General features: G+C 72.1%; 9 protein-coding genes. 6 read left to right on the forward strand and 3 right to left on the reverse strand.

What is annotated here, in order from left to right; all coding sequences use genetic code 11:
• Positions 1-52 precede the first annotated feature (52 nt).
• The 4 genes from AB0Q90_RS11990 (at position 53) to AB0Q90_RS12005 (ending at position 6,751) form a co-directional block, all read left to right on the forward strand.
• Positions 53-3,172, forward strand: coding sequence for an amidohydrolase family protein (locus AB0Q90_RS11990; RefSeq protein ID WP_363160566.1), 3,120 nt, complete (start codon positions 53-55; stop codon positions 3,170-3,172).
• A 25-nt stretch (positions 3,173-3,197) separates the two neighbouring features.
• The gene (locus AB0Q90_RS11995; RefSeq protein WP_363160567.1) at positions 3,198-3,974 is read left to right on the forward strand and encodes a class I SAM-dependent methyltransferase; all 777 of its coding nucleotides are present in this window, start codon (positions 3,198-3,200) and stop codon (positions 3,972-3,974) included.
• Between the two features lie 94 nt (positions 3,975-4,068).
• Entirely contained in the window at positions 4,069-6,126 is a 2,058-nt protein-coding gene (locus AB0Q90_RS12000; RefSeq protein ID WP_363160568.1) for a discoidin domain-containing protein, read from the forward strand.
• Positions 6,127-6,151: 25 nt separating this feature from the next.
• Complete coding sequence (locus tag AB0Q90_RS12005) at positions 6,152-6,751, forward strand: TetR family transcriptional regulator C-terminal domain-containing protein (protein ID WP_363160569.1); 600 nt, start codon at positions 6,152-6,154, stop codon at positions 6,749-6,751.
• Here the strand turns inward: AB0Q90_RS12005 and AB0Q90_RS12010 are convergent.
• Both AB0Q90_RS12010 and AB0Q90_RS12015 read right to left on the reverse strand, forming a co-directional pair.
• Positions 6,748-7,257 carry a hypothetical protein gene (locus tag AB0Q90_RS12010; protein WP_363160570.1) on the reverse strand — a complete coding sequence of 170 codons (510 nt, stop codon included), beginning with the start codon at positions 7,255-7,257 and terminating at the stop codon, positions 6,748-6,750. The genes AB0Q90_RS12005 and AB0Q90_RS12010 overlap by 4 nt on opposite strands.
• 94 nt (positions 7,258-7,351) lie before the next feature.
• Positions 7,352-7,885 (reverse strand): hypothetical protein, encoded by a 534-nt coding sequence (locus AB0Q90_RS12015; protein WP_363160571.1) that lies wholly within the window; start codon positions 7,883-7,885, stop codon positions 7,352-7,354.
• A gap of 98 nt (positions 7,886-7,983) precedes the next feature.
• Here AB0Q90_RS12015 and AB0Q90_RS12020 point away from each other — a divergent pair, with 98 nt between their 5' ends.
• Positions 7,984-8,769: a cyclase family protein gene (locus AB0Q90_RS12020; protein ID WP_363160572.1), complete on the forward strand. Its 786-nt coding sequence runs from the start codon at positions 7,984-7,986 to the stop codon at positions 8,767-8,769.
• The gene (locus tag AB0Q90_RS12025) at positions 8,766-10,394 is read left to right on the forward strand and encodes a thiamine pyrophosphate-binding protein (protein WP_363160573.1); all 1,629 of its coding nucleotides are present in this window, start codon (positions 8,766-8,768) and stop codon (positions 10,392-10,394) included. Before AB0Q90_RS12020 ends, AB0Q90_RS12025 begins: the two co-directional genes overlap by 4 nt.
• Positions 10,395-10,412: 18 nt before the next feature.
• Here AB0Q90_RS12025 and AB0Q90_RS12030 read toward each other — a convergent pair whose 3' ends face one another.
• On the reverse strand, positions 10,413-12,887 hold the full coding sequence (locus AB0Q90_RS12030) for a CBM35 domain-containing protein (protein WP_363160574.1): 2,475 nt from the start codon (positions 12,885-12,887) through the stop codon (positions 10,413-10,415).
• Positions 12,888-12,889 lie beyond the last annotated feature (2 nt).

Consider the following 12,889-nt stretch of genomic DNA (forward strand, 5'->3'; position numbering starts at 1 on the left):
GTACGTTTCCCCTCATTGATCCCTCCGCCAACTTCGTGCACAGGGAGCTCTCTTGGACGCCTTCTTCGCCAGCCCCCTCACCCGCCGCAGACTGCTCCAGGCCACCGCCGGCGCCGCCGCCCTGGGTGCCGTCGGCGCACCGGCCGTCGCCGCCGCACCCCGTTCCACCGACCTCACGCTCACCGCGGCCACCGGCGGCTCCGCGACCCTGGCGCCCGCCGGGGACCGGCTCGTCGCCGAGGTCCAGAACGTGCTGTGGTCCGTGCCGCGCGCCGGAGGCCCCGCCGTCGCGCTGACCGTGCCCGGCCTCGAACCCACCCGCCCGCAGTTCTCCCCCGACGGCAGCCGCCTCGTCGTGTGCGCCTACCGCGGCGGCGGCTTCCACCTGTGGTCCCTGCGCCCCGACGGTAGCGAGTTACGGCAGCTCACCGACGGCCCCTGGGACGACCGGGGCCCGGCCTGGTCGCCGGACGGCACCCGGATCGCGTTCTCCTCCGAGCGCGGCGGCGACACCGTGACGGGCAGCCCGTACCGCATCTGGGTGCTCGACGTGGGCACCGGCGAGCTGACCCGGCTCACCGGCCGCGAGGGCGCCTGGGAGGACTTCGATCCCACGTGGTCGCCCGACGGCGAGCGGGTCCTGTTCGTACGGGCCGCCGTCACCCCCACGGGCGCCCTGCGCGCGGACACCGTCGCCTCCGTGCCCGCCGACGGCTCGGGCCAGGTCACCACCGAGCACACCGACGCCTCCGGCGCCCAGCTGATGACCCCGGCCGTGTCGCCCGACGGCCGGCTCGCCTACCTGCGCACCACGCCCTCGCCCGCCGCGTCCTGCACCCTCGTCGTCGACGGCGAACCGGTCGCGGTCGAGGGCGACGTCCTGCCCGCCCCGCCGCGCTGGACCGACGCCGGACGCCTGCTGCTCGCGGTCGACGGCCGCTTCCGACTCCTCGACCCGCAGACCCCCGCCACGGCCGAGGAGATCCCGTTCACCGCGACGATGCCGCTGGACCGGCCCCGCTACCGCGGCAAGTCCTACGAGTTCGACGGCGCCGGCGCCCGGCCCGTGCGCGCCCTGCACCTGCCCGCCCTCGCGCCCGACGGCCGCAGCGTGGCCTTCGCCGCGCTCAACGCGCTGTGGACCGCCGACACGGAGGGCGGACGTCCGCCGCGGAAGGTCCTCCAGGTCCCGCCCACCCGCTATGTGCTGGCGCCGAGCTGGACCCCCGACGGCACGGCCCTGCTGTACGCCGACGACCGCGACGGCCTGTTCGCGGTGCGGCGCCGAGACCTGGACTCCGGCGCGGAGACCGTGCTCGCCGAGGGCGGCCGCGTCTTCCCCGCCCTCTCGCCCGACGGCACCCGGCTGGCCTGCCTGGACATGTCCGGCAACCTGGTGGTGCGCGAACTGCCCGACGGCACCGAACGGGTCCTGGCCGCACCCCTCGGCGGCGGCGGGCTGCCCGGCCGCCCCAGTTGGTCGCCCGACGGCCGCTATGTGGCCCTGTGCGACCGCAACCGCCTCAACCAGCGCTTCCGTGAGGGCTACAACCTCATCCGCGTCGTCGACACCGCCGACGCCGGCTCCGCCCTGCACGCCCTCGCCCCGCACACCTCGCTCTCCGACCGCTACGACTCCGGCCCGGTCTGGTCCCCGGACGGCCGCTGGATGGCCGTCGTCGCCGAGTCGGCGCTGTGGCTGCTCCCGGTCCGCGCCGACGGCACCCCCGACGGGGACCCGGTCCGCCTCACCACCGAGCCCGCCGACCACCCCTCCTGGTCCGCCGACGCCCGCACCCTGCTCTACCTCTCCGCCGGCACCCTGCGCCTGATCGACGTCCGCGGCGGCGAGCCCCGTACCGTCCGCGTCCCGCTGGAGTACCGCAGACCGCGCCCCGCCGACACGGTCGTCCACGCGGGCCGGTTCTGGGACGGCACCGGAGCCGAGGTACGCGAGGACGTAGACCTCGTCGTCCGCGACGGCCGTATCGCCGAGGTGAGCGCGCACCGCGCCGGCCGCCCCGCCGCACGCCACGTCGACGCCTCCGCGCGCACCGTGCTCCCGGGCCTGTGGGACGCGCACACCCACCCGTGGCAGTCCACCTATGGCGGACGCCAGACCGTGCTCCAGCTCGCCTACGGCATCACGACCGCCGTCTCGCTGGGCGGCTTCGCCTACGAGCAGGCCCGCATCCGGGAGGCGGTCCTCGCGGGCGCGCTGGCCGGGCCCCGGCTGCTGGCCACCGGCGAACTGCTCGACGGGGCCCGCGTCGCCTACAGCATGGGCCGCGCCCACCGCACCCGCGAGGGCCTGCACCGCACGCTGGCCCGCGCGGCGGCGCTGGACTGGGACTTCGTGAAGACGTACGTGCGCGCCCCCGGCTGGGTGATGAAGGAGGCCGCCGACTTCGCCCACGACCGGCTCGGCGTGCGCAGCGGCAGCCACCTGTGCACCCCCGGCGTGCAGCTCGGCCAGGACCTGACGACCCATCTGCAGGCCACCCAGCGCCTGGAGTTCGGGCACGCGACCACCGCCACGGGCCGCGCGTACCAGGATGTCGAGGAGATCTACACCGAGGCCGGCTTCCACCTCGTCGCCACCCCGTTCACGGCGTTCGCCCTGCTGGGCGCCGATCCGGCGCTCGCCGACGACCCGCGGGTCACCGCGCTGATGCCGCCCTGGGACCTCGCGCTCGTCCGCCAGCAGGCGGCCCAGCCGCCGACGGCCGCGCAACTGGCCACCCTGGACCGCGAGTTCGCCGTCTACCGGCGGATCCTCGCGGGCGGCGGACTCATCGCCCTGGGCACCGACCAACCGCTCGTCCCCGTCGGACTCCATCTGCACCTGGCGCTGCGCGCACTGCACCGCGCCGGCCTGTCACCGGCCGAGGCGCTGCGCACCGCCACGCTGCTGCCCGCCCGCGTCTTCGGTGCGGACGCCGACCTGGGCACGCTGGAGCAGGGCAAGCTCGCCGACCTCACCATCGTGGACGGAGACCCGTTCACCGACTTCGACAGCCTGATCCGGACCACGGCGGTCCTGCGTGGCGGCACGCTCTTCGAGCGGACGGCACTGGTGGACGCCTTCGGCGAGGCGCTGCCCGAGGGGGACTGGATGGAGGTGAGCCGGCGGTTGCGGCGCGAGGGGTGCTGCGATACGGAGGCGGGGTGAGCAGACCGAGAAAGGGGAGGACCCCATGCCGGCCAAGAACCTCACCGCCAACCGCGCCGCCCTCGGCCACCGCGTCTCCTACGCCCTGCGCCACCCCGACCGCGTACCCCGCCACCTGGCCCGCACCGCCCGCGACCTGTGGCTGCGCCGCCGCCATCCGGACCACGTCTCCTACTACCGGGCCGTCATGCGCTCCGACACCCGGACCGACCCGGACGGCGCAGTGGGCAGCCACAGCCGCGAGCGGTGGCTGGCACTCGGGCAGATGCAGTTCGACTACCTGCTCGGCCACGGCCTGCGCCCCGGACACCGCATGCTGGAGATCGGCTGCGGCAACCTGAGAGGAGGCTGGCGGTTCATCCGCCATCTGGAACCCGGCCACTACTACGGCATCGACATCTCGCCCGACATCCTCTTCGCGGCGCAGGACACCGTGGCCGAGATGGGCCTCCAGCCGCGGCTGCCCACGCTGACCCCGGTGCGCGACCTGACCCTGCGCTTCCTGCCCGACGCCCACTTCGACGTGGTGCACGCGCACAGCGTCTTCTCGCACTCGCCGCTCCCGGTCATCGACGAGTGCCTGGCCAACGTCGGCCGGGTGCTGGCGCCGGAGGGCTGGTTCGACTTCACCTTCGACCGCACCGAGGGCGCCGAACACCACGTGCTGTGGGAGGACTTCTACTACCGCACCGAGACCCTCGTGGCGCTGGCCGCGCGCCACGGCCTGCACGCCCGGTTCATGGAGGACTGGGAGAAGCTCCCGCACGGCCAGTCCAAGATCAGAGTCACCCATGCCGAGTAACAGGTCGCTTGTCCCGGACTCTTGACTCATTGAGCGGCAGTGGCCATCCTCTCCCTACCTTGCGGAGGTCATGACAATCCAGGAGAGGTGGCCCATGGCTCGGCTCCCGTACCGCAGACGCACCAACCTCACCGTCGTCTCGCTGCTCCTCCTGGTCCTGACCCTGACCCTCGGCCCCGCGCCGAGCTCGGCGGCCGGCACCGACTGGTGGCTGCCGACCGCACGCCCCACGCCGGACTCCCAGATCAACGTCACCGGCGAGCCGTTCACCGGCACCAACGCCGCGGGCGAGGTGCGCGGCTTCGTCGACGCCCACAACCACCTGTTCTCCAACGAGGCGTTCGGCGGGCGGCTCATCTGCGGCAAGCCCTTCTCCGAGGCCGGCATCGCCGACGCGCTGAAGGACTGCCCCGAGCACTACCCCGACGGCTCGCTCGCGATCTTCGACTTCATCACCAACGGCGGTGACGGCCGCCACGACCCGGTCGGCTGGCCCACCTTCAAGGACTGGCCCGCCCACGACTCGCTGACCCACCAGCAGAACTACTACGCCTGGGTCGAGCGCGCCTGGCGCGGCGGCCAGCGCGTCCTCGTCAACGACCTCGTCACCAACGGCGTGATCTGCTCGGTGTACTTCTTCAAGGACCGCCCCTGCGACGAGATGACGTCGATCCGCCTCCAGGCGAAGCTGACGTACGACCTCCAGGCCTACGTCGACAAGATGTACGGCGGCACCGGCAAGGGCTGGTTCCGGATCGTCACCGACAGCGCACAGGCCCGACAGGTCGTCGAACAGGGCAAGCTGGCGGTCATCCTGGGTGTGGAGACCTCCGAGCCCTTCGGCTGCAAGCAGGTGCTGGACATCCCGCAGTGCAGCAAGGAGGACATCGACAAGGGGCTCGACGAGCTGTACGCGCTGGGCGTGCGCAGCATGTTCCTGTGCCACAAGTTCGACAACGCCCTGTGCGGGGTCCGCTTCGACGAGGGCGCGCTCGGCACCGCCATCAACGTCGGCCAGTTCCTGTCGACCGGCACCTTCTGGAAGACGGAGCAGTGCACGGGCCCGCAGCACGACAACCCCATCGGCCTGGCCTCGGCGACCGAGGCCGAGAAGGAACTCCCCGCCGGGGTCGAGGTCCCCTCCTACGACGCCGACGCGCAGTGCAACGTCCGCGGGCTCACCGACCTCGGTGAGTACGCCGTGCGCGGCATGATGAAACGCAAGATGATGCTGGAGATCGACCACATGAGCGTCAAGGCCACCGGCCGGGTGCTCGACATCTTCGAGGCCGCCTCCTACCCCGGCGTGCTCTCCTCGCACAGCTGGATGGACCTGAACTGGACCGAACGGGTCTACGGGCTCGGCGGGTTCATCGCCCAGTACATGCACGGCTCCGAGGGCTTCAGCGCCGAGGCCAAGCGCACCGACGCCCTGCGCGACAAGTACGGCGTCGGCTACGGCTACGGCACCGACATGAACGGCGTCGGCGGCTGGCCCGGCCCGCGCGGAGCCGACGCCCCGAACAAGGTGACGTACCCCTTCAAGAGTGTCGACGGCGGCTCCGTCATCGACAAGCAGACCACCGGGCAACGCACTTGGGACCTCAACACCGACGGAGCCGCGCACTACGGCCTCGTCCCGGACTGGGTCGAGGACATCCGCAAGGTCGGCGGCCAGGACGTGGTCGACGACCTCTTCCGCGGCGCCGAGTCCTACCTCGACACCTGGGGCGCCTCCGAACGGCACCAGTCCTCGGTCAACCTCGCCAGGAGCGCCCCGGCCACGGCCAGTTCGGCCGAGTGGAACCCGTTCACCAGCTATGCGCCGGGCCGCGCCGTGGACGGCGACACCGGCACCCGCTGGGCCAGCGACTGGAGCGACGACCAGTGGCTGCGGATCGACCTCGGCGCCAGCCACCGGGTCGGCCGGGTCACGCTCGACTGGGAACGCGCCTACGGCAGGTCGTACCGCATCGACCTCTCCACCGACGGGGCGACCTGGCACACCGCGTGGACCACGACCTCCGGCGACGGCGGCCTGGACACCGCACGCTTCGACGGAACACCGGCCCGGTACGTCCGTATCCACGGCCTGCAACGCGGCACCGACTGGGGATACTCGCTGTACGAGGTCGGCGTCCACAGCAGCTGACGGGCAGGCAGGAGCACCAGCGCACATGGCACGGATGCCGTCGGCCGAACGGCGACGACAGCTCACGGAAGCCGCGATCAGGGCGATGGCCCGGGACGGCGTCGCCAAGACGACCACCCGGTCCATCGCCGCCGAGGCGGGCGTCTCATTGAGCGTCGTCCACTACTGCTTCGACTCGAAGCAGGCCCTGATCGAGTCCGTCATCACCACCATCACCGACCACTACGTGACCCTGGTGCAGGAGGCCATCCGGCCCAGGGCCACCCTCCAGGAGGCCGTGCGGGCCGGTCTTGAGGCGTACTGGGACCACGTCCGCGCCCGCCCCGACGAACACATGCTCACCTACGAACTGACCCAGTACGCCCTGCGTCAGCCCGGGTTCGAGCATCTCGCGCGCCGCCAGTACGAGCTGTACGGCGAGGCCTACACCGAGCTCATCGAGCAGCTGAGCCGGACCATGGACCTCCGACTCCGGGTGCCGGTACCGGAGTTGGCCCGCTATCTGGCGGCCATGACCGACGGGCTCACCCTCAACTACCTGGTGCTGGGGGACGAAACGGCCTGGAACGGCATCCTCGACATGGTGACCGCGCATATCGCCGGTCTGGTGCACAGCCAGGACTAGCCGCGATCAGCCGTCCACTTCAGCAGCAGCGACTCGCGTTCCTCCCGGCCCGGGGTGGAGTCGTCGGCACGGTCGCGACGCCAGGCGAGGAGGTCGTCGAGGCCGGCGCGGCCGTCGACGAGCCGGTTGAGCAGGGTGCGGGAGAGCTCGTACTCCACCGGGCCGTAGATCCCCCCGGCGACGGCCGTGAACACGCCGACCTCGGACACCCCGTCCGCGGTGGCGACGCGCACGGTGAACCCGGGCGGCAGGTCCCCGTCGCCGGTCACCGCGACGGCCACCGCGTCGACGGCCCTGGAGACCCAGCGGCGGACGGCGGGCCGTACCGCCACGTCACCGGCCTCGATCCGGAGCACCTCGGCCCAGCCCCAGAAGCCGCAGTCCCGCTCGGCCCCGAGCACCTCGACACCGTCGGGGGAAAGGCGCACCCCCGCGGCCGTGCCGACGGGCTCGGCGCCCACGTACACCGAGTCCTCGGTGATCCAGAACAGGCCGACCATGGCCATGCGTGCCTCCTGCTGCCCTACCGGGGGAAGATCGTTCCCCCTCTCTCGTTGGGAGAGACGGCCGTTGCGGGGCGTCGGTTGCACAACGGCGGGGTCAGCGGTCCGGCAGCCACTCGCTCAGGGCGCCGATCAGGCGGTCGAGGGCCGGTTCGTCGGTCGGCAGGTCCGTGATGACGGTACGGCCGTTGAGGCGCAGCGTGTACTGGAACTTGTCCATCGCCCCCACGTCCATCGTGAAGTCCGGGACGTCGTCGAGCGCCGGGTCGCCGAGGAGCGTGCGCAGCTGTGTGAACCGCTCCGCGCTCAGCCGCCGCACCTCGGGCTGCCCGTCCTCGCTGGTGTAGACGGTGCCGTCGGTGCGGAGGATCACCGTCTGGTGGACGCCCGCGAAGCCGCCGGTGACGGTCATGGAGACGAGTTTCGGGTCCGTGCCCGTGGTGGGAACCGGGGACGGCGTCCTGGAAGGCGAGGGGGAGGGCGACGGCGAGGGGCTGGGCGAGGCGGCCGTCGCAGTGACGGTGACCGTAGTCCCCGGCCCGGCCGCGGGTCCGTCGCCCACCTCGAAGGAGCAGCCGGCCAGCCCCGCGCACACCACCGCGGCCGTCAAGGCCGTACGTCTTGCGATCATCGCGCGCCCCCCCCGGCCCGTCGATCGTCACAACCACCATGGTGCATACCACGGAATCGCTCCATCCTGGGAGTTCCGAATGGTGTCTGGAGGCCGTCATGCCCGAGCCGTCCGTCCTCGCCTCGCTGGTGTCCGCCCTGCGGGAGGGGGCGATCGAAGTGGTCGACCTCACCGCGCCGCTGTCGGCGGCGACACCGCTGATCCAACTGCCGCCCGGGTTCGGGCAGACGGCCACGTTCGAGCTGGAGGAGATCAGCCGGTACGACCACCGGGGACCGGCCTGGTACTGGAACAACTTCCGCACCGGCGAGCACACCGGCACCCACTTCGACGCCCCGAACCACTGGGTGACCGGCAAGGACCTCGCCGATGTGGCCTCGGTGCCCGCGAGCCGGCTGATCGCACCCGCGGCCGTGCTGGACTTCAGCGCCGAGGTGGAGCGGGACCCGGACTTCCTCGTCGAAGTGGACCATGTGAAGGCCTGGGAGGCGGAGAACGGCCCGCTGCCCGAGGGCGGTTGGCTGCTGCTGCGCACCGGCTGGGACGCCCGCGCCGGCTCACAGGCCGAGTTCCTGAACACCGACGACAACGGCCCGCACACCCCCGGCCTGTCACCGGACTGCGCCCGGTGGCTGGCGCAGGAATCCCCGGTGCTCGGGCTGGGCGTCGAGACGGTCGGCACGGACGCCGGACGCGCGCACGCCTTCGACCCGGCCTTCCCCTGCCACGCGTACCTCATGGGCAGCGACAAGTACGGCCTGACCCAGCTGCAGAACCTGGCCCTCCTGCCGGCCACCGGCTGCGTCGTGATCGCCGGGCCGCTGCCCATCGTCACGGGCTCCGGTTCCCCCGCCCGGGTGCTCGCCCTGGTGGAACGCTCATGAAGGTCGCGGAGGCCGTCGGACGGGCCCTGACCACGGCCGGGATCGGCCAGGTCTTCGGCGTCGTCGGATCCGGCAACTTCCATACCGCCAACGCCATGGTCGCGGCCGGGGCACGCTTCGTCGCCGCCCGCCACGAAGCCGGGGCGGCGACGATGGCCGACGCCTACGCGCGCACCAGCGGCACGGTCGCCGCCGTGACCGTGCACCAGGGCCCCGGTCTGACGAACGCCCTGACCGGCATCGCCGAGTCGGCCAAGAGCCGTACCCCACTGCTGGTGTTGGCCGCCGAGGCGACCGAGCCGCGCTCCAACTTCCATGTCGACCAAGCCGCGTTGGCCACAGCGGTGGGCGCGGTCCCCATGCGGGTCACCTCCGCCGAGGACGCGGTGGCGACAGCCTGCGCCGCGGTGCGACGGGCACTGCACGAACGACGCACCATCCTGCTCAACCTCCCCTTGGCGGTACAGACTCTGGAGGCCCCGGCCGGCGCCCTGGACCGGGCCGCGCCCCCACCGCAACGGCCCGCGGTCGAACCGGCCCCGGCCGAGGCGGCGGCCCTGGCGGCGGTGCTACGACGCTCACGGCGGCCGGTGTTCATCGCGGGCCGCGGCGCGCGCTCACCCGGAGCCCGGGACGCCCTCGAAGCCCTCGCCGAACGCTGCGGCGCCCTGCTGGCGACGTCGGCCGTGGCACGCGGCCTCTTCCACGGCAACCCTTGGTCGCTCGACGTCTCCGGAGGGTTCGCCTCGCCCCTGGCCGCCGAACTGATCAGCGGCGCGGACACCGTCGTGGGCTGGGGCTGCGCCCTGAACATGTGGACGACACGGCACGGCCGCCTGATCGGCCACGGCACGACCGTCGTGCAGGTCGACGACGACACCTCGGCGCTCGGCGCGCACCGGGCGGTGCGGCTCGGGGTCACCGGCGACGTGGAGCTGACGGCGAGGAGCGTGCTGGAGGCTTCCGGCGAACCACGGACGGGCTACCGGACGGCCGACATCACCGGACGCGTGCACTGGCGGGACGTCCCCTACGACGACACGAGCACCCGCGAACGGATCGACCCGCGCACCCTGACCATCGCCCTCGACGACATCCTCCCGGCCCAGCGTGTCATCGGCGTGGACTCGGGCAACTTCATGGGCTACCCGAGCATGTATCTGTCGGTGCCGGACGAGGACGGCCTGTGCTTCACCCAGGCCTTCCAGTCGATCGGCCTCGGCCTGGCCACGGCGATCGGCGCCGCCCTGGCCCGGCCGGACCGCCTCCCGGTGGCCGCCCTGGGCGACGGCGGCGCACTCATGGGCGCCGCGGAACTCGACACCGTGCGCCGCCTCGGCCTGCCCATGCTGGTCGTCGTCTACAACGACGAGGCCTACGGAGCGGAGGTCCACCACTTCGGCCCCGGCGGACACCCGCTGGACACGGTTCGCTTCCCCGCGACGGACCTCGCCGCCGTGGGGCGCGGGTACGGCTTCGAGGCGGTGACCGTGCGCACACGGGCCGATCTGAAGGCGGTGGCGGACTGGGTGGCCGGACCGCGCTCGGCACCCCTGCTGGTGGACGCGAAAGTGGTCAGTGACCGCGGGGCCTGGTGGCTGGAGGAGGCGTTCCGCGGTCACTGAACCGGCGTCAGGGACGGCTCACTTGGCGGGGTGGCCCACCACCCGGCCCAGCTCGATCCGGTCGATGTTCGGCGCCCACGCGGTCGCGTTGCCGAACGTCACCTTGTTCGTGCCCTCCTTCAGGTCGACCGGGACGGCCAGTGTCCAGTAGTCGTCCCAGCTCCAGGTGTTCTTGAAGGTGGCCTTCTGCGGCGCACCGCCGTCGACCGTGATGTCCGCGGTGCGGGACATGATGTCGGTGTTGTAGGCGTGGCCGTTGTCGCGCCGCTCGTTGTGCGCGTAGTGCACGACCAGCAGGTAGCGGCCCGCCGCGGGCGCGTTCACCGTGAACTCGGCCGTGCTGGAGGGGCTGTTGCCGAGCCGGCCGATGTAGGAACCGGCCGAGGCGTGCGCGGAGTCGACGAGCTCGGCGCCGCCCGCGAGCGCCGCCGACGCGGCCTCGTAGGACAGCGCACCGGTGGCCGAACCGGTCCCCGAGACGTCCAGGGAACGCACGGTGGCGTGCGCGGCGGTCATCGTGACGCGGTTGTTGCCCGCCGCGAGGTACAGGCGCTGGGGACGGCCGGGAGCGGCCCACACCGTCTCGCCGTGCAGCGCGAGCTTCACCGCCACCGAGGCCCGCGGCACCACCGTGTAGTAGCCGTCGCGCGGGGCGTACACGTCGAAGACGGCCTTGTCGCCCGAGCGCAGCACCAGCGCGCCCGTGCCCACTCCGGCCGACGAGGTGTAGTCGTACGACGGGCTGCCGCCGACGTCCGCGAGCGTGGCCTCGTACGACGCGGACGGCGTGCCGGTACGGGCGGTGAGGTCGATGCGGTCGAGGGTGACCTCCGCGTCGCCCTTCGACAGGGTCAACACGTGGGTGCCTGCCGTGAGTTCGACGGACAGGTCCTTCTTCGCGCGGTAGGTCCAGTTCTCCGTGGAGGGGTAGGAGACCGTGACCGGGTCGCCGCCGTCGACCGACAGCTTCTGTGTCGCGGGGGCGCCGGACTGGTTGCCGTACAGGACCGCCAGGTCGTATGTGCCGTCCTTCGGGACCGTCACCGTGAAGTCGACCTTGCTGGTGGGCTGGTTGAGCGAGCCGACGTCCTTGGTGCCGGAGGCCGCGTAGCCGTTGGCGTTGGTCACCGTGCCCTGGGTGTAGACCTTGCCGTCGGTGACGGCCGCCTCCTCGGCCTCGTACGACGCCGTCCACGGGACGTGCGCGGCGGACGGCGTGCCCGCGCCGCCGGGCGTGAGGACGATGCGGTACGCGGACATCTTGTCCATGCCGCGCAGCGGGACCGTCACCGAGCCGTCGTCCGCCACGGTGACCTTGGTGCGCGCCAGGACGCGCGGCGCCGCGTGCCGGCCCTCGTAGCCGGACCACTCCGCCTCGGCGACCGTCGCCGTGACCGTACGGCCGAAGACGGACCGGGACACGTTCTTCACCACGACGTCGGAGTCGCCCGCGGAGCCGCCGAGCAGCACCTGGGCCTGGCGGCGGGAGGTGTCCAGGGAGGCGAGGCCCTGGAGGGTGTCGATGGTGTTCGGCTGCGCCGGGGTCACCTGCACGGTGTCACCGGTCATGCCCGCGTACCAGCGGAAGAACCACCAGCCGCCGTTGGGGATGCCGGTGCGTACGACATGGCCGCTGAAGTTGCCGGCGGCGTCCCAGTACGCCATGTTCGCGTACACCTTGTTCCGCTCGAACATCGAGACCCACTGCACGAGCTGCCCCGGCACCGACAGATCGCGGCGGTTGGCGTACTCGTCGATGTTGATCTTCAGCGGGCCGATGCCCAACTCGCGCTCCAGAGCACGGTAGTTGTCGTAGTGTCCCTGGAAGTCGCGCAGTGAGCCGGAGCCCAGCTCGTGCCAGGTCATGATCTGGGGGAGGACGTTCTCGCGCTTGGCGAAGGTGAGGAAGTCCCGCAGGAAGCGCGGGTAGTAGCCGGTCTCGTTGGGGCCGGCGATGACCGCGTCCGGGTCGATGGCCCGGATCCGTTCGTAGGCCAGCTTCCAGTGCGCCAGGAACCGGTCGCGTTCGACCTCGTACTCCGCCTGGGGGCCGTTGAGCTTGTACCAGATGAAGTCCGGCTCGTTGAACGGGATGTAGACGAAGCGGTCGCTGTTCGGGTCCGCCGATATCTCCTTGACGATCTTGTCGACCTTGGGGAGGTAGTCGTCGATGCCGAGGTTCTCGTACGGCCACTTGGCGTAGATGTCCTGCATCATCACGTTGATCTCGCCGCCGCCGTTGCGGAAGAACGACTTGGAGACCGCGATCGCGTCGCCGTTGGGGTGCTGGGCGCCGCCGTCCGGCTTCTGCGAGATGCTGGTGATCTTCAGCGGTTCCAGGGCGGCGTCGCCGGGCACGCCGTCGTCGCCGAGGCCGTACAGCGCGCCGTTGGCGCCGAGCATCACCGGGCCTTCGGAGGCGGCGAGGTCGACGGTGAGGCGCTGCGGATCGGCGGCGGTCGCCGGTCCGGCGGCGGGCAGGGTGGCTGCCATGG

Origin of the sequence: Streptomyces sp. NPDC079141 (genome assembly GCF_040686775.1) — a bacterium.
In the GTDB taxonomy this organism is placed as follows: domain Bacteria; phylum Actinomycetota; class Actinomycetes; order Streptomycetales; family Streptomycetaceae; genus Streptomyces.

Coding starts and splice junctions, on each gene's coding strand:
- AB0Q90_RS11995 (WP_363160567.1), top strand. CDS start 3,198: ATGCCGGCCAAGAACCTCACCGCCAACCGCGCCGCCCTCGGCCACCGC.
- AB0Q90_RS12000 (WP_363160568.1), top strand. CDS start 4,069: ATGGCTCGGCTCCCGTACCGCAGACGCACCAACCTCACCGTCGTCTCG.
- AB0Q90_RS12005 (WP_363160569.1), top strand. CDS start 6,152: ATGGCACGGATGCCGTCGGCCGAACGGCGACGACAGCTCACGGAAGCC.
- AB0Q90_RS12010 (WP_363160570.1), bottom strand. CDS start 7,257: ATGGCCATGGTCGGCCTGTTCTGGATCACCGAGGACTCGGTGTACGTG.
- AB0Q90_RS12015 (WP_363160571.1), bottom strand. CDS start 7,885: ATGATCGCAAGACGTACGGCCTTGACGGCCGCGGTGGTGTGCGCGGGG.
- AB0Q90_RS12020 (WP_363160572.1), top strand. CDS start 7,984: ATGCCCGAGCCGTCCGTCCTCGCCTCGCTGGTGTCCGCCCTGCGGGAG.
- AB0Q90_RS12025 (WP_363160573.1), top strand. CDS start 8,766: ATGAAGGTCGCGGAGGCCGTCGGACGGGCCCTGACCACGGCCGGGATC.
- AB0Q90_RS12030 (WP_363160574.1), bottom strand. CDS start 12,887: ATGGCAGCCACCCTGCCCGCCGCCGGACCGGCGACCGCCGCCGATCCG.